21 protein-coding genes and 1 tRNA gene are annotated in these 22170 nt (G+C 67.5%); 12 read left to right on the top strand and 10 right to left on the bottom strand.

Annotated elements, in window-relative coordinates; translation table 11 throughout:
- Window positions 1-11: 11 nt before the first annotated feature.
- The 7 genes from mtgA to A9O63_RS04880 form a co-directional block, all read right to left on the bottom strand.
- Window positions 12-752 (bottom strand): monofunctional biosynthetic peptidoglycan transglycosylase, encoded by a 741-nt coding sequence (mtgA, locus tag A9O63_RS04910; RefSeq protein WP_069330922.1) that lies wholly within the window; start codon window positions 750-752, stop codon window positions 12-14.
- A 266-nt stretch (window positions 753-1018) separates the two neighbouring features.
- Window positions 1019-5557 (bottom strand): glutamate synthase large subunit, encoded by a 4539-nt coding sequence (gene gltB, locus A9O63_RS04905; RefSeq protein WP_069330921.1) that lies wholly within the window; start codon window positions 5555-5557, stop codon window positions 1019-1021.
- Between the two features lie 3 nt (window positions 5558-5560).
- A complete protein-coding gene (locus A9O63_RS04900; RefSeq protein WP_069330920.1) occupies window positions 5561-5998 on the bottom strand; it encodes a GFA family protein in 438 nt (145 codons plus the stop codon).
- A complete protein-coding gene (locus tag A9O63_RS04895) occupies window positions 5988-6722 on the bottom strand; it encodes a hypothetical protein (RefSeq protein ID WP_069330919.1) in 735 nt (244 codons plus the stop codon). Before A9O63_RS04895 ends, A9O63_RS04900 begins: the two co-directional genes overlap by 11 nt.
- Window positions 6723-6809: 87 nt before the next feature.
- A complete protein-coding gene (locus A9O63_RS04890) occupies window positions 6810-8237 on the bottom strand; it encodes an NAD(P)-dependent oxidoreductase (protein ID WP_069330918.1) in 1428 nt (475 codons plus the stop codon).
- Between the two features lie 164 nt (window positions 8238-8401).
- Window positions 8402-9208 carry an undecaprenyl-diphosphate phosphatase gene (locus tag A9O63_RS04885; RefSeq protein WP_084295620.1) on the bottom strand — a complete coding sequence of 269 codons (807 nt, stop codon included), beginning with the start codon at window positions 9206-9208 and terminating at the stop codon, window positions 8402-8404.
- A 33-nt stretch (window positions 9209-9241) separates the two neighbouring features.
- Window positions 9242-10228 carry a complex I NDUFA9 subunit family protein gene (locus tag A9O63_RS04880; protein ID WP_069330917.1) on the bottom strand — a complete coding sequence of 329 codons (987 nt, stop codon included), beginning with the start codon at window positions 10226-10228 and terminating at the stop codon, window positions 9242-9244.
- A gap of 151 nt (window positions 10229-10379) precedes the next feature.
- Between A9O63_RS04880 and A9O63_RS04875 the strand changes: the two genes are divergently transcribed.
- From A9O63_RS04875 to A9O63_RS04840, 8 genes are all read left to right on the top strand, one after another.
- Window positions 10380-10464, top strand: a tRNA-Leu gene (locus A9O63_RS04875).
- Between the two features lie 33 nt (window positions 10465-10497).
- Entirely contained in the window at window positions 10498-11112 is a 615-nt protein-coding gene (locus A9O63_RS04870) for a ribonuclease D (protein WP_069330916.1), read from the top strand.
- The gene (locus A9O63_RS04865) at window positions 11093-12058 is read left to right on the top strand and encodes a KpsF/GutQ family sugar-phosphate isomerase (RefSeq protein ID WP_069330915.1); all 966 of its coding nucleotides are present in this window, start codon (window positions 11093-11095) and stop codon (window positions 12056-12058) included. Before A9O63_RS04870 ends, A9O63_RS04865 begins: the two co-directional genes overlap by 20 nt.
- Window positions 12059-12061: 3 nt before the next feature.
- Window positions 12062-12676: an LPS export ABC transporter periplasmic protein LptC gene (gene lptC, locus A9O63_RS04860; protein ID WP_069330914.1), complete on the top strand. Its 615-nt coding sequence runs from the start codon at window positions 12062-12064 to the stop codon at window positions 12674-12676.
- A gap of 23 nt (window positions 12677-12699) precedes the next feature.
- On the top strand, window positions 12700-13191 hold the full coding sequence (locus A9O63_RS04855; RefSeq protein WP_069330938.1) for an LptA/OstA family protein: 492 nt from the start codon (window positions 12700-12702) through the stop codon (window positions 13189-13191).
- Window positions 13188-13949 carry an LPS export ABC transporter ATP-binding protein gene (gene lptB / locus A9O63_RS04850; RefSeq protein WP_069330913.1) on the top strand — a complete coding sequence of 254 codons (762 nt, stop codon included), beginning with the start codon at window positions 13188-13190 and terminating at the stop codon, window positions 13947-13949. Before A9O63_RS04855 ends, lptB begins: the two co-directional genes overlap by 4 nt.
- A gap of 225 nt (window positions 13950-14174) precedes the next feature.
- The gene (hpf, locus tag A9O63_RS04845; protein WP_069330912.1) at window positions 14175-14750 is read left to right on the top strand and encodes a ribosome hibernation-promoting factor, HPF/YfiA family; all 576 of its coding nucleotides are present in this window, start codon (window positions 14175-14177) and stop codon (window positions 14748-14750) included.
- Window positions 14751-14783: 33 nt separating this feature from the next.
- A complete protein-coding gene (locus tag A9O63_RS04840; protein ID WP_069330911.1) occupies window positions 14784-15248 on the top strand; it encodes a PTS sugar transporter subunit IIA in 465 nt (154 codons plus the stop codon).
- Between the two features lie 406 nt (window positions 15249-15654).
- Here the strand turns inward: A9O63_RS04840 and galU are convergent, their stop codons facing one another.
- The 3 genes from galU to cysQ all read right to left on the bottom strand — a co-directional run bounded on the left by galU (window position 15655) and on the right by cysQ (window position 18567).
- A complete protein-coding gene (gene galU / locus A9O63_RS04835; protein ID WP_069330910.1) occupies window positions 15655-16548 on the bottom strand; it encodes a UTP--glucose-1-phosphate uridylyltransferase GalU in 894 nt (297 codons plus the stop codon).
- Window positions 16549-16937: 389 nt separating this feature from the next.
- On the bottom strand, window positions 16938-17735 hold the full coding sequence (locus A9O63_RS04830; RefSeq protein ID WP_069330909.1) for a 3-deoxy-manno-octulosonate cytidylyltransferase: 798 nt from the start codon (window positions 17733-17735) through the stop codon (window positions 16938-16940).
- Window positions 17736-17772: 37 nt separating this feature from the next.
- The gene (cysQ, locus tag A9O63_RS04825) at window positions 17773-18567 is read right to left on the bottom strand and encodes a 3'(2'),5'-bisphosphate nucleotidase CysQ (protein ID WP_069330908.1); all 795 of its coding nucleotides are present in this window, start codon (window positions 18565-18567) and stop codon (window positions 17773-17775) included.
- Window positions 18568-18833: 266 nt separating this feature from the next.
- On the opposite strand from cysQ, the gene rimP reads away from it, so the two are divergent.
- The 4 genes from rimP to A9O63_RS04805 form a co-directional block, all read left to right on the top strand.
- Complete coding sequence (gene rimP / locus A9O63_RS04820; protein ID WP_069330907.1) at window positions 18834-19448, top strand: ribosome maturation factor RimP; 615 nt, start codon at window positions 18834-18836, stop codon at window positions 19446-19448.
- A gap of 36 nt (window positions 19449-19484) precedes the next feature.
- Window positions 19485-21092 carry a transcription termination factor NusA gene (nusA, locus tag A9O63_RS04815; protein ID WP_069330906.1) on the top strand — a complete coding sequence of 536 codons (1608 nt, stop codon included), beginning with the start codon at window positions 19485-19487 and terminating at the stop codon, window positions 21090-21092.
- A 14-nt stretch (window positions 21093-21106) separates the two neighbouring features.
- Window positions 21107-21739: an RNA-binding protein gene (locus tag A9O63_RS04810; protein WP_011338757.1), complete on the top strand. Its 633-nt coding sequence runs from the start codon at window positions 21107-21109 to the stop codon at window positions 21737-21739.
- Window positions 21736-22170: translation initiation factor IF-2 associated domain-containing protein (locus A9O63_RS04805; RefSeq protein ID WP_205631820.1), on the top strand; the 435-nt coding region annotated here is incomplete at its 3' end. The genes A9O63_RS04810 and A9O63_RS04805, both read left to right, overlap by 4 nt.

Raw genomic sequence — 22170 nt, 5'->3', positions numbered from 1 at the left:
GCTCGGGCCCGCTACTCGAAGCAGGCCGCCCGGCCGTCGCGCCGGATGGTGTTCGCGCCATCGAGGATCGCGGCCGATCTCCGGCGCACCACCGGCCCCGGGCTGGCCGCCGAGCGCACCTTGGGATCGGGCAGGACGGCCGCCAGACGCGCCGCCTGCTGCGCGGTGAGCCGGGCCGGTTCGACGCCGAAATAATGTTCCGAGGCGGCGCGGATCCCGAACACCCCCTCGTCGAATTCCGCCACGTTCAGATAGACTTCGAGGATCCGCCGCTTGGTCCAGATCGTCTCGACGAGCGGCGTCATCATCGCCTCGAGCGCCTTGCGCGGCCAGCTGCGGCCCTGCCAGAGGAAGACATTCTTCGTCACCTGCTGCGACAGGGTCGAGGCGCCCCGGTTGCCGCCCGCATCGATGGCGGCCCGGATGGCGGTCATGTCGAAGCCCCAGTGCAGGCAGAAATTCGCATCCTCCGCCGCCACCACCGAACGCGCCACCACGGGCGCGATCTCGTCCCAGTCCGCCCATTCGTGATCGACGGAGCCGAGGCGGAGGCTCTCGCTCATCATGTAGGGCGTGGTGGGCGGGTTCACGAGGCCGAAGAACAGCACGAGCAGGATGGCCGTGACCACCCCCCAGCCGGCGCCCGTCAGCGCCCAGCGCCGCAGGCGGCGCCGCAGCGGAGGAGCGGGCGGCGCCTCGGGCTCGGGCGGAGGCGGGGCGGCCTTGCGACGGGTCGTCTTGCGCGCGGTCATGGGCCGACCTTGGACACGAACGGGCCCCACGGGTCAAGCGAACTTCCGCCCACCCAGAACAGCGCTGCGATGGGTCGCGGCCCCGCTCGGACGGCAGCGCCATGAACGCCTTCCTCGCTGTCGGCGCGGCTCCGCTCGGACAGCGCGACCGCCCTCGGGCGATAGGGCGAAAGACAGGCTCCTCCGGCGCGACGGCGGACCGCCGGGCAGAGGATGCCGTGGCACGTAAACAGAAAAGGGGGGCCTCAGCCCCCCTCTCCGTCTCTTCACTCCGCCGGGACGGCCTGCGGCTCGTCGGACAGCGGGAAGGGCAGATGCACCAGCATCTCCTTCGGGCAGACCTGCAGGAAGTTCGCCCGCTCGGTCTCCCAGTCGTTCAGGATGCGCCCGGCGTGGCGGCTGCCCGTCTCACGCACATGGCGCTCGATCAGGCCCTTCAGCTGCGCCTCCCAGTGCGGATGGCCGACCGCGCAGGTCACGAGCGTCTCGAGGTTCATGAAATCCTCTGCCACGCCCGAAGGGTCGTAGAGGTAGGCCATGCCCCCGGTCATGCCCGCGCCGAAGTTCGCGCCGATCCGCCCGAGGATCACCGCAACGCCGCCGGTCATATATTCGCAGCCGTTCGAGCCGCAGCCCTCGACCACCACCTTGGCGCCCGAGTTCCGCACCGCGAACCGCTCGCCCGCGCGGCCGGCGGCAAACAGGAAGCCGTCGGTCGCACCATAGAGCACGGTGTTGCCGATGATCGTGTTCTCGGCCGCGACGAGCGGGCTTTCCATCTGCGGATGGACCACGATGGTGCCGCCCGACAGGCCCTTGGCCACATAGTCGTTGGCATCGCCCGCGACCTCGATCTTCAGCCCCTTGGCCGCGAAGGCGCCCAGGGACTGCCCGCAGGAGCCCGTCAGCTTCACCGTCAGATGGTCGGGCTGCAGGTTGTTCCGCATCCCGTATTTCCGCACGATATGGCTCGAGGCGCGCGTGCCGATGGTGCGGTGCGTGTTCCGCACCGCATAGGAGAGCTGCATCTTCTCGCCATCCTCGAAGAAGCGCGCGCCATCCTTGACGATCTCGGCATCGAGCGTGTCCGGCACCGCATTGCGCGGCTTCGACCGGTCGTAGGTGATGCGGTTCGACCCGTCCACGGTGATGAGGAGCGGGTTGAGGTCGAGGTCGTCGAGATGCGCGGCCCCCCGGCTGACCTGGGTCAGCAGGTCGGCGCGGCCGATGATCTCGTCCATCGAGCGGGCGCCGATGGAGGCGAGGATCTCGCGCACTTCCTGGGCATAGAAGGTGATGAGGTTCACCACCTTGTCCGCCGAGCCGGTGAACTTCTCGCGCAGCTTCTTGTCCTGGGTGCAGACGCCCACCGGGCAGGTGTTCGACTGGCACTGGCGCACCATGATGCAGCCCATGGCGATCAGCGCGGCGGTGCCGATGCCATATTCCTCGGCCCCCATCATCGCGGCCATGACGATGTCGCGGCCCGTCCTGAGGCCGCCGTCCGTGCGCAGCGTCACCCGGTCGCGCAGGTTGTTCATCGCCAGAACCTGATGCGCCTCGGTCAGGCCCATCTCCCACGGCAGGCCCGCATATTTGATCGAGGTGCCGGGCGAGGCCCCGGTGCCGCCGTTGTGGCCCGAGATCAGGATCACGTCGGCCTTGGCCTTGGCCACGCCCGCCGCGATCGTGCCCACGCCCGAGGCCGCCACCAGCTTGACCGTCACCTTGGCGCGCGGGTTGATCTGCTTCAGGTCATAGATCAGCTGCGCGAGGTCTTCGATCGAGTAGATGTCGTGGTGCGGCGGCGGCGAGATCAGCGTGACGCCCGGCGTCGAATGCCGGAGCCGCGCGATGAGCTCGGTCACCTTCATGCCCGGAAGCTGGCCGCCCTCGCCCGGCTTCGCGCCCTGCGCCACCTTGATCTCGAGCTCTTCGCAGGCGTTCAGATATTCCGCCGTCACGCCGAAGCGGCCCGAGGCCACCTGCTTGATCTTGGCCGAGGGGTTGTCGCCGTTGGGCTCCGGCACGAAATGCGCCGGATCCTCACCGCCTTCGCCCGAGTCGGACTTGGCGCCGATCCGGTTCATGGCGATGTTCAGCGTCTTGTGCGCCTCGGGCGAGAGCGCGCCCAGCGACATGCCCGGCGTCACGAACCGCTTGCGGATCGAGGTGATCGATTCGACCTCCTCGATGGGCACCGGACGGCCGAGCGTCTTGATGTCCAGAAGGTCGCGCAGATGGATCGGCGGGGTGGCCCGCCGCGGGGGCGGGAACTGCTTCCAGATGTCGTAGCTGGCCCGGTCGCAGGCCTGCTGCAGCATGTGCATGGTCGAGGCTTCCCAGGCGTGTTTCTCGCCCGAGCGCCGCGCCTTGTAGAAGCCGCCGATGGGCAGCACGTCGGACCCGCCGAGCCAGCCCTTGGCGTGGATCTGCTCCAGCTTGTGCTGGATGCCCGAGGTGCCGATCCCCGAGATGCGGCTGTGCATGCCGGGGAAATATTCCGCCACCATCGCCCGCGAGAGACCCACGGCCTCGAAGTTCAGGCCGCCGCGATAGGAGGAGATCACCGAGATCCCCATCTTCGACATGATCTTCAGAAGCCCCGCGTTGATCGCGTCGCGGTAGCGGCGCATCGCGTCGTTCAGGCTGCCGTCCAGGAGGCCGCGCTCGATGCGGTCGGCGATCGTGTCCTGCGCCAGATAGGCGTTCACCGTGGTGGCGCCGCAGCCGATCAGCACCGCGAAATAATGCGGGTCGATGCACTCGGCCGAGCGCACATTGATCGAGGTGAAGGTCCGCAGCCCCTTGCGCGTCAGCCAGGAATGGACCGCCGAGGTCGCGAGGATCATCGGCATCGGCACCGCCTCGGGGCCCTGGTTCTGGTCGGTCAGCACGATATGGGCCGCACCCGAGCGCACCGCATCCTCGGCCTCGGCCCGGATCCGCTCGAGCCCGTGGCGCAGCGCATCGTGGTGATGGTCGGCCGGGAAGGTGCAGTCGATGGTCGCCACGTTGGTGCCGAACTGCGACAGCATCGTCTCGAACTCGGAGTTCGCGACGAAGGGGCTCTCGAGGATCAGGATCTCGGTCTGGCTCGAATGTTCGTCGAGCACGTTCTTGAGGTTGCCGAACCGGGTCTTGAGGCTCATCACCCGGCTCTCGCGGAGCGAGTCGATGGGCGGGTTCGTGACCTGGCTGAAGTTCTGCCGGAAGAAGTGGCTGAGCGGCCGGTAGACCGACGAGAGCACCGCGGGCGGCGTGTCATCGCCCATCGAGGCGATCATCTCCTTGCCGTCCTCGGCCATCGGCACGAGCACCTGCTCGATCTCCTCGACCGAGAAGCCTGCCGCGATCTGGCGCTTGCGCAGCTCGGCCGGCGTGAACATGCGCTGCTCGGGCACGTCGGCGAGGATCGCGTTCAGGTCCACGACCTTCTCGATCCAGTCGCCGAAGGGCTGCGAGGCGGCCAGCGTGTCCTTGAGCTCGGCGTCGTGGTAGAGCTTGCCCTCGGCCATGTCGACCGCGATGAGCTGGCCCGGCCCGAGCGCGCCCTTCTCGCGCACGTTCATCTCGTCCACCGGCACCATGCCGGCTTCCGAGCCCGCGATGAGCATCCCGTCACCCGTCACCACATAGCGCATGGGGCGCAGGCCGTTGCGGTCGAGCCCGCCGCAGACCCAGCGGCCGTCGGTCATGGCAAGCGCGGCGGGCCCGTCCCAGGGCTCCATCACCGCGTTGCAATAGGCATACATGTCCGCCCAGGCCTTCGGCATGTCGGTCGTGGTCTTCGACCAGGCTTCCGGCACCATCATGGTCTTGACCATCGGCGCCGAGCGGCCCGAGCGCACCATGACCTCGAACACGGCATCCAGCGCGCCCGAGTCGGACGAGCCCTGCGGGACGATCGGCTTGATGTCCTCGGCCGCATCCCCGAAGGCCGAGGAGGCCATGCGGATCTCGTGGCTCTTCATCCAGTTGATGTTGCCCTTCAGCGTGTTGATCTCGCCGTTGTGGGCGAGCATGCGGAAGGGCTGCGCCAGCCACCATTGCGGGAAGGTGTTGGTGGAATAGCGCTGGTGGTAGATCGCGAACGAGCTTTCGAACCGCTCGTCCTGCAGGTCGGGATAGAAGGTGGCGACCTGCTCGGCCAGCATCATGCCCTTGTAGATGATCGACCGGCACGACAGCGAGCAGAGGTAGAGCCCCTGGATCGCCCCCGCCTGCGCCGCCTTCTCGATCCGGCGGCGGATGATGTAGAGCTCGCGCTCGAACTGTTCGTCGTCGATGTCCTTCTCGCAGCGGATCAGGATCTGTTCGATCTCGGGGCGCGTGGCATTGGCCTTCTCGCCGAGGACGGAGGTGTCCACCGGCACATGGCGCCAGCCGTAGATGTAATGGCCCATGCGCAGCACTTCGGACTCGACGATGGTCCGGCAGCGTTCCTGGCCCGAGAGATCCGTGCGCGGCAGGAAGACCTGGCCCACGGCCACGAGCTTGTGCATGTCGGGCTCGTGCCCGGTGCGGCGGATCTGGTCGTAGAAGAACTTGACCGGGATCTGGACATGGATGCCCGCGCCGTCGCCGGTCTTGCCGTCGGCATCGACCGCGCCCCGGTGCCAGACGGCCTTCAGCGCGGCGATGCCGTTCTCGACGACCTTCCGCGACGGCGTGCCCGAGATCGAAACGACGAGGCCCACGCCGCAGGAGGCATGCTCGTCGTCGGCCTTGTAGAGTCCGTTCGCATCCAGCCAGGCCCGCTTCGCCTCTTCGGCTTTCACCCAGGCTTCATCATAGATCGTCATGGCTCACTCCTCTGGGCTGGCTGGAAGCGTGGCGAGAAACTCGGCTTCCGTCATCTGGTGGGTCGGACCGGCGAAGCTCCAGGCGTCGGGCTTGCGGTCGATGTAGATCTCGTGGGCGAGGCGGATGCCGTTCAGGTCATCCAGAAGCCCCGCCGCCATGTAGTAATCGCGCGGCATCCCCGGCCCGGTCAGCCGATACCAGAGCGTCGAGCCGCAGGTGCCGCAGAAGCAGCGTTCGGCCCAGGCCGACGAGGCATAGGCTTTCACATGTTCGGCGCCGGTCACGGTCAGGGCGGCCTCGGGCACCATCATCGTGACGAAGGCCGAGCCGGTCCAGCGGCGGCACATCTCGCAATGGCAGGCGCCGATCTCGTGCGAGACGGTCGCCACGGCGATCTGCACCCCGCCACAGAGGCAATGTCCGGTCCGGTCAGCGGTCATGGCGCACCTTCAGGATGAGGCCGTCCCCGGGCGCCTGCGACAGGATCGCGTCGCAGTCGAAGATCGGCTCGGTTGCAAGAAAGCCCGGCTCGCCCGGGAAGACGAAATCGACGGGGCTGCCGTCCACGGGCAGCGTGCCCCCCGTGCCGTCGCTCCACCGGGTCGGGCCGGCGAAGAAGAGACGCCATTCGGGATGGATATATTCGTGCCCGTGCGCCTGCCGCAGGACGGTGCCACCGATGCTCGTCTCGGTGAATTCGAACTCCGTTTCCTGAAGCACGATCCCGTCGATGGTGAAGCTCTTGCCGGTCAGCCGGTCGTAGCCGGTCACGCGGCTCCGCTCGCCCGTGCTGCGGGTCAGGCCGAAGTCATAGCTGTCCGCCCCGCCCAGAAGCTCGGTGAAGGAGGCCGGATCGGCCGGGTTCGGGTCGAGCGCCTGCCGCACGGTCGGAAACATCTCGTAGCTCTCGACCCACTGCGCCTCGCGGTCGATGTGGGACGAGAAGAAGATGCCCTCCTGATCGAAATCCACGCGCCACTGGTCGCCCGCCGGATCCTTGTCGCAGCGGTAGTGGTGCGAGACGCGGCAGCCGCGCGACTGCACGGTGAGAAAGGCGGTGCAGCCCTCGGGCGGCGTGAAGGTCCGCCCCGAGCCGAAAGCGGGCGCGGCCGCGATCAGCGCGAGCCCTCCCGCCAGGATCTTCGTCAGAAGAGTCATGCCCATGGTCCCATCACCTCGCGCCCGGCCCCCAGAGGCCCGGCCCGCACCGGCCGCCCGGGACCTTCCGGGCGGTCGCATCGCGCAGAGGCGCTATTCGGCCGCGACGACGGCCGGCTGCGCCAGATAGTCGAGGATCGACTGCGCCGCATCGCGGCCGTCGCGGATCGCCCAGACGACGAGGCTCGCGCCCCGCACGATGTCGCCCACGGCATAGACGCCGGGAAGGCTCGTGGCATGGGTGCGGAAGTCGGCCTTGATCGTGCCCCAGCGGGTCACGGCCAGTTCGGGCACGCCCCAGAGCGTCGGCAGATCCTCGGGCTCGAAGCCGAGCGCCATGATCGCGAGATCGGCAGGCTCGACATAGTCGGCGCCCTCGATGATCTCGGGCATCTGCCGCCCCGTCGCATCCGGCTCGCCGAGCCGCATCTTCTGCACGATCACGCCCTCGACCGCATCGCCCGCAATGAAGCCGCGCGGCGCCGAGAGCCAGACGAATTCCACGCCCTCCTCCTCGGCATTGGCCACCTCGCGCTGCGAGCCAGGCATGTTGGCCCGGTCGCGGCGGTAGAGGCACTTCACGCTGGTGGCGCCCTGCCGGATCGCGGTGCGCACGCAGTCCATGGCCGTGTCGCCGCCGCCGATCACCACGACGCGCTTGCCCTTGGCATCGAGGCCGTCATCGTCCACCTCGTCGCCGAAGCTGCGGCGGTTCGAGGCGGTGAGGTAGGACAGCGCCTGCACCACGCCCGCCGAGCCCACGCCGGGGGCCGCGAGATCGCGCTGCTTGTAGACGCCCGTCGCGATCAGCACCGCATCGTGCTGGCCGCGGATCGCGTCGAAGCTCAGATCCTCGCCCACGTTGCAGTTCAGCACGAACTGGACACCGGCCTGTTCGAGCTGCTCGACACGGCGCGCGACCACGTCCTTCTCGAGCTTGAAGCCGGGGATGCCGTAGGTCAGCAGGCCGCCCGCACGGTCGTAGCGGTCATAGACCGTCACCTGAAGGCCCGCACGGCGCAGCGCGTCGGCCGCGGCGAGGCCGCCCGGGCCCGCCCCGATGATGCCCACCGATTCCGACCGCTCGTAGGCGGGCTTGCCCGGAACGACCCAGCCGTTTTCCCAGGCGGTGTCGGTGATGTATTTCTCGACCGCGCCGATGGTGACAGTGCCGTGGCCCGACTGCTCGATCACGCAGTTCCCCTCGCAGAGGCGGTCCTGCGGGCAGATCCGGCCGCAGATCTCGGGGAAGGTGTTGGTGGCCTGGCTGATCTCGTAAGCTTCCTGAAGCCGGCCCGTCGCGGTCAGGCGCAGCCAGTCGGGAATGTTGTTGTGCAGCGGGCAGTGCGACTGGCAGAAGGGCACGCCGCACTGGCTGCACCGGCTCGATTGCTCGGCGGCCTTGGCCGCGGCGAACTCGCGGTAGATCTCGTGAAAATCCTGAGAACGCAGCGAAGCCGGACGTTTCTCGGGGGTCTCCCTCGCCATCTTGACGAACTGGAGCATCGGTTCTTTTGCCATGCGGAGCCCTCCCTCGAGGCCGACTGCGGGGTGCGGTCGTGTTACTCCAGGTCCGGCAGGCATAAAAGTCAGCAAGGCTGACCTATTTGTCGATTTTTCGCCGGCGCGGCCCCGACGCCGCGCAATTTCCGCAGTTTTTAGGTCAACTCAACTGACCTACCCCCTCAATGGCCTGCCAGCAAGGCTACCAAAGCCGCCGTTCCGACCACGATTCGCCACCAGCCGAACAGCGCGTAGCCATGACGGCTCACATAGCCGAGCAGCCAGCGCACCACGAGAACCGCCGCCACGAAGGCTGCCGCGAAGCCTACCGCAATCTCGCCCAGAGCCGAAGCGTCCAACACGTCGCGGTTCTTGAAGAGGTCGAAGGCGAAGGCGCCGGCCATCGTGGGCATGGAGAGGAAGAAGGAGAATTCCGCCGCCGCACGCTTGCCTGCGCCCAGCATCAGCCCGCCGACGATGGTCGCGCCCGAGCGGGACACGCCCGGCACCATGGCGAGACACTGGATGAAGCCGATCTTCAGCGCCACATTCAGCGGCAGGTCCATCGCATCGTCGTAGCGGGGCGCCGGCGCCATGCGGTCGACGAAGAGCAGCACGATCCCCCCGAGGATCAGCATGACCGCGATGAGGATGGGCGTCTCGAACAGCACCGTCTTGATGAAGCCGTGCGCGAGCACGCCGATCACCACGGCAGGCAGGAAGGCCACCAGCACCGCCACGAGGAACCGGAAGGCCCTCGGGTCGTGCGGCGCGGCCCGGATCACCGAGACGAGCTTGGCGGCATAGACCGTCAGCACCGCCAGCACCGCGCCGAGCTGGATCACCACCTCGAAGCTGCGCCCCGCGCTTTCGAATCCGAGGAAATGCCCGGCCAGCAGAAGGTGCCCGGTCGAGGAGACGGGGATGAATTCTGTCAGGCCTTCCAGCAGTCCCAGAACAAGAGCGACCAGAGTCGTCGAGTCCAGCATGATCGCTCCGTCTTGTTCGGTCCGGGACTCGGCTCAGGTCTTGCGCAGGTTCCGCGCCGAAGCCTTGATCGAGGCATACTGCCCCGAGGGCCGGAAGCTCCAGAGATATTCCGGCAGCACGGCCTCCATCGCGGTGGGCGAGATGCCGAGATCGGCGAGGCCCTTGGCGTCGGGGGCCACGATATTGTCGCGGCGGAGGTTGCGCACCTGATCGCGGGTCAGGGTCTTGTTGGCCAGAAGCCCGAAGGTCGCCGTCTGCGCCAGATCCAGCGCGCCGCCGATCAGGTTCGCGACCCAGAAGGGCACGTTCACGATCATCTTGCGCCGCTCGACTACGCGCAGAAGCATCTTCATCAGGTCGCGGAAGGTCTCGACATCCGGGCCGCCGAGTTCGTAGGTGCCCGGCGCCGCACGGCCGAGCACGCCGGCCACCGCCGCCTGCGCCACGTCATCGACGAAGACCGGCTGGAACTTCGTGGAGCCCCCCACGACCGGAAGCACCGGGCTGAAGCGCGTCATCTGCGCGAAGCGGTTGAAGAAATCGTCTTCGGGCCCGAAGATCACCGACGGACGCAGGATCACCGCTTGCGGGAAGGCCTCGCGCACGGCGGCCTCGCCCGCAGCCTTGGTGCGGCCGTAGGCGCTCGGAGACTGCGCATCGGCGCCGATGGCCGACAGCTGCACCAGCGCCTGCACGCCCTCGGCGGCGGCGATCCGCGCCACGCGGGCCGCGCCTTCGGCCTGCACCGACTGGAACCGGTTCTTGCCGCTTTCGGCGAGGATCCCCACGCAGTTCACCACCGCGTCCGCCCCGTGCATGACGGCGCGCACCGAGGCATCGTCGCGGATGTTGCAGAAGACAGGCTCCACCTGGCCCACGACACCGTAGGGCTTGACGAACAGCGCCTCGTTCGGACGGCGGACGCCCACGCGCACGCGCCAGCCTTCCTGGGCCATCCGGCGGGCGATGTAACGTCCCACGAAGCCCGACCCGCCGTAGATCGTCACAAGCTTGCTCATCTTCCGTCCTCGTCCGGCATGGTCATCAAAGATTGCCCCTTCCCATAACTTTAGAGGGGCTGCGGAACAAGCGCCAATGAGCTTCGCCTTTTTTCGTGACACCCCGTTGACACCGCCGAATCCCCCATATAAATCGCCCCTCACGACACCTGCCCAGGTGGCGGAATTGGTAGACGCGCACGGTTCAGGTCCGTGTGCCGCAAGGCGTGGAGGTTCGAGTCCTCTCCTGGGCACCATCGATCCTTCGTGCCAATTCGAAGGATCAGGCAGTGACAATCCATCTGCACCGCAACGACTTGCCGGACGGTCTCGTCCTCGGCCCGGTCGTGGCCATCGACACCGAGACCATGGGCCTCGACCCGCGGCGCGACCGGCTGTGCGTCGTTCAGCTCTCGGCGGGCGACGGCGATGCGCATCTGGTGCAGATCGAGCGGGGGCAGACCCGCGCTCCCAATCTCGAGCGTCTTCTGACCGACCCGCAGGTGCTGAAGCTGTTCCATTTCGGCCGGTTCGACATCGCCGCCCTGAAGCGCGCCTTCGGCGTGCGCACCGAACCCGTCTGGTGCACCAAGATCGCCTCGAGGATGGTGCGCACCTTCACCGATCGGCACGGGCTGAAATATCTGTTGCTCGAACTGGTCGGCGTGGACGTCTCCAAGCAGCAGCAGACCTCCGACTGGGGCGCGGCCGAGCTGACGGACGCCCAGAAGGAATATGCCGCCTCGGACGTGCTCCATCTGCACCGGCTCAAGGACGAGCTGGAGTCGCGGCTGCTGCGCGAGGATCGGATGGAACTGGCGCAACGCTGTTTCGATTTCCTTCCCACGCGGGCAGAGCTCGACCTCATGGGCTGGGACGAACCGAATGACATCTTCCACCACTGACTTTCTCGCGACCGCCCGGCGGGTGATCGAGGCCGAGACCGCGGCCCTCACGATGCTGGGCGCGAGCCTCGACGACAGTTTCGGCGCTGCGGTCGATACGATCCTGCGCGCCCGCGGGCGCGTGATCGTCTCGGGCATGGGCAAGTCCGGCCATATCGGGCGCAAGATCACGGCGACCCTCGCCTCGACCGGCACGCCCGCGCAGTTCGTCCATCCGGCCGAGGCCAGCCACGGCGACCTCGGCATGGTCACGCGGGACGATGTGGCGCTGGTGCTGTCGAATTCGGGCGAGACGCCCGAGCTGGCCGACATCATCGCCCATACGCGGCGCTTCGACATTCCGCTGATCGGCGTCGCGAGCCGCGCCCAGTCCACGCTGCTGCGTCAGTCCGACGTGGCCCTGCTGCTGCCGCCCGCCCCCGAGGCCTGCGGCAATGGCATCGTGCCCACCTCCTCGACCACTATGACGCTGGCCTTGGGCGATGCGCTGGCCGTGGCGCTTATGGAGCACCGCCAGTTCACGCCCGAGCATTTCCGCGTCTTCCATCCAGGCGGAAAGCTCGGGGCGCGGCTCGCGCGCGTGGCCGATCTCATGCACCGCAACCTGCCGCTGGTTTCGGTGGGCACCTCAATGGGCGAGGCCCTCATCACCATGAGCCGCCTCGGATTCGGCGTCCTCGGCGTCACCGGACCCGACGGGCGGCTCGAGGGAATCATCACCGACGGCGACCTCCGCCGTCATCTCGAGGGTCTTCTGTCGCTCTCCGTCGAGGATGTGATGACGCGCAAGCCCCTCACCATCGCCCCCGACGCTCTGGCCGAGAAGGCGGTGGCGATGATGAACGCCCGCAAGATCACCTCGCTCTTCGTGGTCGAGCCCGAAGGATCGGGCGCGGCGGAGGGGCTGATCCATATTCACGACTGCCTCCGCGCCGGAGTGGCCTGAGCCATGGCGCCCCGGCGGCCCGACAACCTTCATTCGCGGCTGGTCGCCTGGTTGAAGGTCGTCCTGCCGCTGGCGGCGCTGGCGATCCTGTCGACGCTGTTCCTCGTGGCACGGACGATCGATCCCGACGACGCGATTCCCTATGCCGATGTGGATGTGGCCGACCGGGTCCGCGAGCCGCGGATCACCGCGCCCACCTGGGCCGGGATCACCAGCGACGGTGCGGCGCTGAGCGTCGAGGCCGCCGCGGCCCGTCCGGGCCAGGCGCCGGGCGAGGAGGGCCGGGCGGCGGCCCTTCGCGCCCGGATCGACACGCCCGACGGCGCAAGCGCCACATTGGCGGCCGAGACCGGCGCGCTCGACAGCGATGCGCGGCTCCTGCGGCTGGGGGGCGGGGTGGAAGTGACCACCTCCACCGGCTACCATCTGACGACCGAGGCGGTGACCGCCGATCTCGATGCGACCGACGTGCGCTCCGACAGCGCGCTCGACGCCACCGGCCCGCTCGGCCGGATCGAGGCCGGCTCGATGCGCCTGACCGAGGATCCCGAAGCCGCCGGCAGCTATGTGCTGACCTTCGGGAATCGCGTGAAGCTGATATACGATCCGAAGAAGTGATGGACGCGATGTCGAGGCGAGAGATGAGGACGATCCTGATGGCGGCGGCGGCCGCGCTCTGGCTGCCCATGGCAGCGCACGCGCAAGGGGCCGAGGTCGCCTTCGGAGGCGGGCTCAAGCAGGACACCACGCTTCCGGTCGAGATCGGATCGGACCAGCTTCAGGTGAACCAGTCGGACGGGACGGCCGTCTTTTCGGGCGATGTCCGCGTCGCGCAGGGGCCGATGCGGCTCGGCGCTCAGTCGGTGCGGGTCGAATATGCCCCCGGGGGCGGCGCGATCCGCAGTCTCCATGCCTCGGGCGGCGTCACGCTCGCCAATGGCAGCGAGGCCGCCGAGGCGAAGGAAGCCGTCTACACGATCGAGAGCGGCGAGGTCGTCATGACGGGCGACGTGCTGCTCACGCAGGGGCCGAACACGCTGGCCGGTCAGAAGCTCGTCATCGACCTGACCGCCGGCACCGGCCGGATGGAGGGGCGCGTGCAGACCGTCTTCCAGCCGGGCAAGGCGCCATGAACGTGAAATCGGAATTCGTCGTGACCCGTGGCGGGTCGGGCCTGCAGGTCGTGGGGCTCCGCAAGAGCTACAAGCGCCGCCCCGTGATCCGCGACGTCACGATGCATCTCGACCGCGGCGAGGTCGTGGCCCTGCTCGGCCCCAACGGCTCGGGCAAGACGACCTGCTTCTATGCCATCGCGGGCCTCGTCAGCCCCGAGGGCGGGCAGGTCATGATCGAGGGCCGCGACGTCACCGCCCTGCCCATGTATCGCCGCGCCCGGATGGGGATCGGCTACCTGCCGCAGGAGGTCTCGATCTTCCGCGGCCTGTCGGTCGAGGACAACATCCTTGCCGTCCTCGAGATCACCGAGAAGGACCCGCACACCCGGCGCGAACGGCTCGAGGAGCTGCTCGGCGAATTCTCGATCGCGCACCTGCGGCGGACGCCCGCCCTCGCCCTCTCGGGCGGCGAGCGGCGCCGGGTGGAGATTGCGCGGTGTCTTGCCGCAGATCCGCGCTACCTGCTGCTCGACGAACCCTTCGCGGGGGTCGATCCGATCGCGGTGGGCGAGATTCGCGGGCTGGTGCACGACCTCAAGAGCCGGGGCATCGGCGTCCTCATCACCGACCACAACGTGCGGGAAACGCTTGAAATTGTGGACAGGGCCTACATCCTTCACGACGGCACCGTTCTCAAGAGCGGCACTACGGAAGAGGTAGTCCGCGACGAAATGGTGAGGCGGGGCTATCTGGGTCAGAACTTCCGCATCTCCTGATGCTTTCGGGTCAGGCAAAGGGCGTGAGCTTGCTGTTGACAAGCGCGCGCCAAAAGCAGCCAAATGACCCTGATGCGTGCAGAACCCGCCCTCGCCGCCGATCCGCTCAGGCCCCGCTTTCCGGCCAGGCCCCGTGGATCCCGACGTTTGCCCGCGTCCGCAATAACAGTCGGCGGGCACCCCGGTTCGGGGCGGACTGGCCTTGCCGAGTCAAAAGGAGGAATCATGCGATACCAGATCAGCGGGAAACAGATCGACATCGGTGAAGCGCTTCAGACTCACGTCAAATCCGAACTTGGCGAGGTGATCGAGAAGTATGCCCAGCGCCCCACCGAGGCGACGATCGTCTTTTCGCGCGTTGCGCATGAACATGTCTGCGAAGCCACGATCCATCTGTCGACCGGTCTGACGGCCCAGGCGACCGGCCGCGCGACCGAAATCTACGCCGCCTTCGAGAGCTGCCGTGAAAAGATGGACAAGCAGCTCCGTCGCTACAAGCGCCGTCTCCGCGACCATCACCGCGACAGGACGGCCCCGGTTGAATTCGGTCCGGGTTCCTCCTATATCCTCGCCGCATCCGAGGAAGCCGAGGATGGAGGCGCCGACAGCCTGCAGCCGATGGTGATCGCCGAGATGGAGACGAAGGTTCCTTCGATCACCGTGGGCGAAGCCGTCATGCAGCTGGAACTCGCCGGCCAGAACATGCTTGTCTTCCGCAATGAAGGTCATGGCGGGGTGAACGTCGTCTACCGTCGGGATGACGGGAACATCGGCTGGATCGACCCGCGCAACAGCAAATAGCGCGCGCCCGAGGCGCAGGACAAGCGACCGCCCATGGAACTATCCAAACTTCTGATGCCAGGAGCCGTTCGGGTTCTGAGCCAGGTCACGAGCAAGAAGCGCCTCTTCCAGGAACTGGGAGAGGTCGCCGCGCAGGCCTACGCTCTGAATGCGTCGGTGGCCATCGACGGCCTGCAGGAGCGCGAGAGCCTGGGGCCGACCGGCGTCGGGCATGGCATCGCCCTGCCCCATGCCCGGCTCGAAGATCTCGACCGGATCGTGGGGGTGTTCCTGCGCCTCGAGAAACCGCTCGACTATGACAGCGTCGACCGCCAGCCGGTGGATCTGGTCTTCGCGCTGTTCGCGCCCAAGGATTCGGGCGTCGATCACCTGAAGGCTCTGGCGCTCGTCTCGCGCACCATGCGCGACTCGGGCGTCTGCACCAAGCTCCGGTCGAACACCGACCCGGCCAAGCTGCACGCGATCCTCACCGAGACCCGCGCCCCGCAAGCCGCCTGAACGGTCTTGGGGCGGCCCCGTGCCGCCCATTTTCATCGCATCCTCTGGTTTTGCGCGCGAGATCACCGTTGCGTCCTGCGACCCCTGTCGGATGGACGTGCCGGAGCGGCCAAGCCCAAGGGGCGAGCGGCCCCCCCTGTCTGCACGTCTGAGCGGGTCTGGACGTGGCCCAGCTCGATGCCGGTCCGACCCGGAAGTCCGGCGCTTCAGGCGCAGCTGCGCTTGGGACCCCTCGCGGCCAACCGATGACACGGCCCTACCCGGTCAGGCCGATAGAGCGGCAGGCGGAGAGGCCGTGTCGCCGACCGCGCTGCCGGCGAGCCCGACCGCATCCAGAAATGAAAACGGCCCCCGGGCGGCGCGTCAGGAACGCCGGGCCGGGGGCCGGAATGCGCGTGTCGGGCGGTTATTGCGCCGCCTTCTCCAGAGCCATCATGTCGTGCAGATAGCCCGAGAACTCTTCCCGCAGCTCGGGGCGGGCGAGGCCGAAGGCCACGGTCGCCTGCAGGAAGCCGGCCTTCGATCCGCAGTCGTAGCGCTGGCCGCGGAAGCGGAAGCCGTAGACCTTGCCCGAATCGTCGATCTCTTCGGCGATCGCATCGGTCAGCTGGATCTCGCCCCCGGCGCCTTCCTTCTTGCGGTTCAGGTTGTTCAGAACCTGCGGCGTCAGGATGTAGCGCCCGATCACGGCGAGGTTGGACGGCGGATTTTCCTTCGGCTTCTCGACCATGCCATTGACCTTGACGATCGAGCCCATGTCCTCGGCGACCGAGAGCACGCCATAGGCCGAGGCTTTCTCGGGCGGCACTTCCATCGCGGCCACCATGTTGCCGCCGGTCTGTTCGTAGGCCTCCACCATCTGCTGCAGGCAGGGCTTCTCGGCCGCGATCACGTCGTCGGGCAGCATCACCGCGAAGGGCTCGTCGCCGATCAGGCGGCGCGCGCACCAGACCGCATGGCCGAGGCCCAGCGCCTTGTGCTGGCGGACATAGGCGATGGCGCCGCTTTCCATGTTGGTGCTTTCCAGCACGTCGAGCAGATGCTCCTTGCCGGGCTTCTTCAGCGCCGCTTCGAGTTCGGGCGCATTGTCGAAATAATCCTCGAGCGCGCTCTTGCCGCGCGAGGTGACGAAAATGAATTCCTTGATGCCGGCCGCCCGGGCCTCATCGATCGCATATTGGATCAGGGGGCGGTCGACCAGCGTCATGATCTCTTTCGGGATCGACTTGGTCGCCGGCAGAAAGCGCGTGCCCAGTCCTGCGACGGGAAATACGGCCTTGGTAACCTTGTTTGTTGTCATAGCTCTCACTCTGGTTCGCCTGCCCTGATCCGCAGGCTCCGTGCAAACTACACGGAGTTGGAACTCGCCGCACCCTATCGCAGCAACATGTCGGCAATTTGGTGCCGGTAGGAAAAGTTCCCTCCTGTGGATAAGAATCTCGCCTTTCGGTGCCGGACGGAGCGCGGAAAACCGGCGGCAAGCAGAGGTTCAGACAGCTGAAATGGCCGTTGCTTCATCCCGACATGCGTCGGGGCAAGTCGGCCTTCTGCCGCCCGCCCTTCGGCAGGATCGAAGCGGAACGCCTTCATCGGGCGCCCCGTTCCATGCACGATCCCCGGCGCCCGTAACCTTCGCAGAAGGGATGCGGCATGATGCCGCGGGCCGCACCCCTGCCGGCCGGAGGAGCCTCAGCCGCGCTGCATCTCGGCCAGCATGGCCTCGATCCGCACCACATCCTCGGGGTTGTTGAGCTCCCAGAACTGACGGCCGCGGGCCTCGACCTCGACGCAGAGCACCGACCGGCCATTCTCGAGGAAGCGGAGCTGCTCGAGCCCCTCCAGCTCTTCCAGCGGGCCGATGGGCCAGGAGGGATAGGCCGCCAGCGCGGCGGGCCGGTAGGCATAGACGCCGACATGATGGAAGACCGGCGTCTCCTCGGCATCGCCATAGGCCCGGCCGGTGTAGGGGATCACTTCCTTCGAGAAATAGAGCGCGTGGCGCGTGGCGCCGAAGACGGCGGTCGTGCCGCCGACGCGGCCCGCGCGCCGGTCGGTCAGAAAGCCGTTCAACGCGCGCCCGTCGCAGCGCAGCACCGGCGTCGCCACTTCCGCCGAAGGATCCTCGCGCAGGCCCGCCACCAGCTCTTCGATGAACCACGAGGGCGTGAGCGGGGCGTCGCCCTGCAGGTTCACCACGATCTCGTAGCCCGGCAGCGCCGCCGCCACCTCGGCGCAGCGTTCGGTGCCGTTGCGACAGTCGGGAGAGGTCATGACCACCTCGGCGCCGAACGCCTCGGCCGCGGTGCGGATGCGGTCGTCGTCGGTCGCGACCACCACGCGGTCGATGCCGCGCACCGCCATCGCCGCCTCCCAGCTGCGGCGGATCAGGGTCTTCTCGGTGCCGTCCGGATCGCGGAGCGTGACGAGCGGCTTGCCCGGGTAGCGGGTCGAGGCGTAGCGGGCGGGGATGGCGATCAGGACGGACATGGGCACTTCCGGATGGGGACGGGGAGGACGTGGGCGGTCAGGACTTGAGCGTCACGCCCGGCGCATGGGCGATGAAGAAGGGGTTGTCCCAGCCGGACTTGCCGTAGGCGAGCGGCTGGTGATCGTCGAAACGCACCACCACCCCGCCCGCGCCGCGCAGCACCGCATCGCCCGCCGCCGTGTCCCACTCCATCGTGCGGCCGAGCCGCGGATAGAGGTCGGCCTCCCCCGTCGCCACGAGGCAGAACTTCAGGCTCGAGCCCGCGCTCGTCATGTCCTTCACCGCATATTTCGCGATGTAATCGTCGGTCGCCTGATCGCGGTGCGACTTCGAGGCCACCACCATCAGCGCGCCGTTGTCGGGCTTCGAGACCGAGAGCCTGCGCAGGTTGCCGGGCTTCGTCTTGTCGAGCGCGCCCGTCTCCTCGACGGCGGTGCCGTCCGCCTGGGTGTAGAAGAGGCGTCCCTTTGCGGGGGCATAGACGACGCCGCGGACCGGCACCCCCTCCTCGACATAGGCGATGTTCACGGTGAAGTCGCCGCGCCGCTGGACGAACTCCTTGGTGCCGTCGAGCGGATCGACGATCAGAAAGGTGCTGGCGCTGAGCCCGTGCGAGTCGGCCTGCTCCTCGGTGATGAGCGGGATGTCGGGATAGGCCGCGCGCAGGCCGGCCGAGATCAGCCGGTCGGCGGCCTCGTCGGCCTCGGTCACGGGGCTGGCATCGGACTTCGCCTTCACCTCGAAATCGGGGCCGTTGTAGACCTCCATGATCCTGTCGCCCGCCTCCAGCGCGAGACGGCGGATGAGGGCGGTCAGATCGTCGTAATTCATGGAGGATCCTCGATGTGGGGAGCGATGCCGGATGCGACCTTATCCCCGCTCGGCCGCCGGACGGCAAGGTTTCCATGCCCGCCCCGGCGGCCCGCCGCAACCGCGCCCAAGGCCCTGCCTCCGCGGCCTCCGCACTCCAGACTTGCGTCCCGGCCGGAATGGGCCTATACGCCCTCTCCATAGCGGCGCCTCGGCTTCCAAAACCGATGGCTCCACCGATGATCGCAACGGGCCGCTCGGCCCGTTTTTTCGTTTTGGGGGTTCCCATGTCCGACCTCGTCGCCAAGACCGCCATCGACCGCCGCCTCGCCGACATCGTGACGCCGGTGATCGAGGGCATGGGATTCGAGCTTGTCCGCCTCCGGCTGATGAGCGGCAAGACCCGCACGCTGCAGATCATGGCCGACCGGCCCGACGGCGGCATCGTCGTCGACGAATGCGCCGAGATCTCGACCGCCGTCTCCGCCGTGCTGGACGTCGAAGATCCGATCGAAGAGAATTACACGCTCGAGGTCTCGAGCCCGGGCATCGACCGGCCGCTGACCCGGCTGAAGGATTTCGACGTCTGGACGGGCTACGAGGCCCGGATCGAGACCACCGAACTCATCGACGGACGCCGCCGCTTCAAGGGCGAGCTGGCGGGCACCGAGGGGGACGAGGTTCTCATCACCATCGAGGACGGCCGCGACAGCTATGTGACCATCGGGCTGAAGTTCGACTGGCTCGCCGATGCGAAGCTCATCCTCACCGAGGAGCTGATCGCCGAGATGCTGCGCCAGAAGAAGGCGTCGGGCAATTTCGACGAGAGCCAGTTCGACGAGATCGAGGAATCGGAAGGCGAGGAGGCCGACGAGGCCGAGCAGCCCCCCACCAAGCACTGACCAACCCGCCACTGACCGTTTACCGGGAGCACGACCATGGCAATCACCTCTGCCAACCAGCTTGAACTGCTGCAAACCGCCGAGGCGGTCGCGCGGGAGAAGATGATCGATCCCGATCTGGTGATCCAGGCGATGGAAGAGAGCCTCGCGCGGGCTGCCAAGTCGCGCTACGGCTCGGATCTCGACATCCGGGTGAAGATCGACCGCAAGACCGGCCGCGCCACCTTCGCCCGCATCCGCACCGTGGTCGAGGACGAGCTGATCGAGAATCACCACGCCCAGCTGACGGTGAAGCAGGCGAAAAGCTACCTCGCGGATCCCAAGATCGGCGACGAGATCATCGACGAGGTGCCGCCGGTGGACCTCGGCCGGATCGCCGCGCAATCGGCCAAGCAGGTCATCCTGCAGAAGGTGCGCGAGGCCGAGCGCGACCGTCAGTACGACGAGTTCAAGGACCGCAAGGGCACGATCATCAACGGCGTGGTCAAGCGCGAGGAATACGGCAACATCATCGTCGACATCGGCCGCGGCGAGGGCATCCTGCGCCGCAACGAGAAGATCGGCCGCGAAAGCTACCGCCCGAACGACCGCATCCGCGCCTATATCAAGGACGTCCGCCGCGAGGCCCGCGGCCCGCAGGTCTTCCTCAGCCGCACCGACCCGCAGTTCATGGCCGAGCTCTTCAAGATGGAAGTGCCGGAGATCTACGACGGCATCATCGAGATCAAGGCCGTGGCCCGCGATCCGGGCTCGCGCGCGAAGATCGCGGTCATCTCCTACGACAATTCGATCGACCCGGTCGGCGCCTGCGTCGGTATGCGCGGCAGCCGCGTGCAGGCCGTCGTGAACGAGCTGCAGGGCGAGAAGATCGACATCATCCCGTGGAACCAGGATCAGGCCACGTTCCTCGTGAACGCGCTGCAGCCGGCCGAAGTGTCCAAGGTCGTGATCGACGAGGAAGCCGGCAAGATCGAGGTGGTGGTGCCCGACGAGCAGCTCTCGCTCGCCATCGGCCGCCGCGGCCAGAACGTGCGCCTCGCGAGCCAGCTGACGGCCCTCGACATCGACATCATGACCGAGGCCGACGAATCGGCTCGCCGCCAGGCCGAGTTCGCCGAGCGGACGAATCTCTTCATGGAGACCCTTGATATCGACGAGATGATGGCCCAACTACTGGTGTCCGAAGGGTTCACGAACCTTGAGGAAGTCGCCTACGTCGATCCCGAGGAACTCCTTTCCATCGACGGGTTCGACGAGGACACGGCCGCCGAGCTTCAGGCCCGCGCCCGCGACCATCTGGAAGAAGCCAACCGCAAGGCCCTGGAATCCGCCCGTGCCCTCGGGCTCGAGGATTCCCTCGCCAGTTTCGAAGGGCTGACCCCGCAGATGCTCGAGGCGCTCGCCAAGGACGGCATCAAGACGCTCGAAGACTTCGCCACCTGCGCGGACTGGGAACTGGCCGGCGGCTGGACCACGGTCAACGGGCAGCGGGTGAAGGACGAGGGCGTCCTCGAGAAGTTCGACGTGAGCCTCGAGGAAGCGCAGCATCTGGTGATGACCGCACGCGTCATGCTGGGCTGGGTCGATCCGACCGAACTCGCGCCGGAAGCCGAGGAAGAAGAAGAGACGGAGGGCGAGGCCTGAGCCTCGCAGAAGCGATGACTCGCGGAGGCCGGGACGACATGCGGGACGAGCCGGAACGGCGCTGCCTCGCGACAGGTGAGAGCGGGCCCAAGGCGGGCCTCGTGCGCTTCGGCCTCGGCCCCGAGAGCCAGGTGGTGCCCGACATCCTCGGGCGCCTGCCGGGCCGGGGCATGTATGTCTCGGCCGACCGCAAGGCGATCGAGAAGGCCGCGGCCAAGGGGCTTTTCGCCCGGGCCGCGCGCCAGCCGGTGAAGGTGCCGGAGGGGCTGGCCGATCTGGTGGAGGCGCAGCTCGCCCGGCGGGTGATCGATCTCATCTCGCTTGCTCGCAAGGCGGGAGAGGCGGTTGCCGGATACGAGAAGGTGAAGGACTGGCTGTCGAAGGACGAGGCGAAAGTTCTCATCCAGGCCAGCGACGGGTCGGAACGCGGCAAATCGAAGCTGCATCCGCCCGAAGGGAAAAGGTCGTTCATCGGCTGTCTGACCGCCCGGGAATTGGGTTTGGCATTCGGCCGTGAACATGCGATACACGGCGCGCTCGCGGCTGGTGGACTCACGACGCGCGTTCAGGATGAAGCGGCCAGACTGGCCGGGCTTCGCGGGCAGATCGGCGGCAGGGCCGCCGGAAGGGATACGAAAGACGCATGAGCGATACAGACGGCAAGAAACCCCTCGGCCTGGGTGGCGGCTCGCGTTCGGGCCAGGTGAAGCAAAGCTTCAGCCACGGCCGCACAAAGAGTGTCCTGGTCGAAACGAAGCGCAAGCGCGTGGTCGTTCCGAAGCCGGGTGCCTCGGGGTCTTCGACCACGACGAGCTCGCCGTCGCATCTCGGCGACCCGGCGAAGCGCCCCGCCGGCATCTCCGATGCCGAGATGGAGCGCCGCCTCGCCGCCCTGCGCGCCGCCAAGCTGCGCGAAGTCGAGGACGCCAAGCGCCGCGCCGATGAAGAGCGCCAGCGCGAGGAAGAGCGCCAGCGCCGCCGCGAGGAACTCGAGGCGAAGGAACGCGAAGAGCGTGAGCGCGCCGAGGCCCTGCGCCAGAAGGCCGAGGACGAGGAACGCGCCCGCCGCGAGGCCGAA

This window comes from Cereibacter johrii (genome assembly GCF_001720585.1).
GTDB classification, from domain to species: Bacteria; Pseudomonadota; Alphaproteobacteria; order Rhodobacterales; family Rhodobacteraceae; genus Cereibacter_A; species Cereibacter_A johrii.
This window is presented reverse-complemented; position numbering and strand designations above follow the sequence as displayed.

Bases quoted from the DNA above. Each gene is read 5' to 3' on its own strand.
- A9O63_RS04890 (WP_069330918.1), bottom strand. From the start codon at position 8,237: ATGGCAAAAGAACCGATGCTCCAGTTCGTCAAGATGGCGAGGGAGACC.
- A9O63_RS04840 (WP_069330911.1), top strand. From the start codon at position 14,784: ATGGAACTATCCAAACTTCTGATGCCAGGAGCCGTTCGGGTTCTGAGC.
- lptB (WP_069330913.1), top strand. From the start codon at position 13,188: ATGAACGTGAAATCGGAATTCGTCGTGACCCGTGGCGGGTCGGGCCTG.
- A9O63_RS04880 (WP_069330917.1), bottom strand. From the start codon at position 10,228: ATGAGCAAGCTTGTGACGATCTACGGCGGGTCGGGCTTCGTGGGACGT.
- cysQ (WP_069330908.1), bottom strand. From the start codon at position 18,567: ATGAATTACGACGATCTGACCGCCCTCATCCGCCGTCTCGCGCTGGAG.
- A9O63_RS04895 (WP_069330919.1), bottom strand. From the start codon at position 6,722: ATGGGCATGACTCTTCTGACGAAGATCCTGGCGGGAGGGCTCGCGCTG.
- lptC (WP_069330914.1), top strand. From the start codon at position 12,062: ATGGCGCCCCGGCGGCCCGACAACCTTCATTCGCGGCTGGTCGCCTGG.
- A9O63_RS04865 (WP_069330915.1), top strand. From the start codon at position 11,093: ATGACATCTTCCACCACTGACTTTCTCGCGACCGCCCGGCGGGTGATC.
- A9O63_RS04830 (WP_069330909.1), bottom strand. From the start codon at position 17,735: ATGTCCGTCCTGATCGCCATCCCCGCCCGCTACGCCTCGACCCGCTAC.
- A9O63_RS04855 (WP_069330938.1), top strand. From the start codon at position 12,700: ATGAGGACGATCCTGATGGCGGCGGCGGCCGCGCTCTGGCTGCCCATG.
- mtgA (WP_069330922.1), bottom strand. From the start codon at position 752: ATGACCGCGCGCAAGACGACCCGTCGCAAGGCCGCCCCGCCTCCGCCC.
- galU (WP_069330910.1), bottom strand. From the start codon at position 16,548: ATGACAACAAACAAGGTTACCAAGGCCGTATTTCCCGTCGCAGGACTG.
- A9O63_RS04885 (WP_084295620.1), bottom strand. From the start codon at position 9,208: ATGCTGGACTCGACGACTCTGGTCGCTCTTGTTCTGGGACTGCTGGAA.
- nusA (WP_069330906.1), top strand. From the start codon at position 19,485: ATGGCAATCACCTCTGCCAACCAGCTTGAACTGCTGCAAACCGCCGAG.
- A9O63_RS04900 (WP_069330920.1), bottom strand. From the start codon at position 5,998: ATGACCGCTGACCGGACCGGACATTGCCTCTGTGGCGGGGTGCAGATC.
- rimP (WP_069330907.1), top strand. From the start codon at position 18,834: ATGTCCGACCTCGTCGCCAAGACCGCCATCGACCGCCGCCTCGCCGAC.
- gltB (WP_069330921.1), bottom strand. From the start codon at position 5,557: ATGACGATCTATGATGAAGCCTGGGTGAAAGCCGAAGAGGCGAAGCGG.
- A9O63_RS04810 (WP_011338757.1), top strand. From the start codon at position 21,107: ATGACTCGCGGAGGCCGGGACGACATGCGGGACGAGCCGGAACGGCGC.
- hpf (WP_069330912.1), top strand. From the start codon at position 14,175: ATGCGATACCAGATCAGCGGGAAACAGATCGACATCGGTGAAGCGCTT.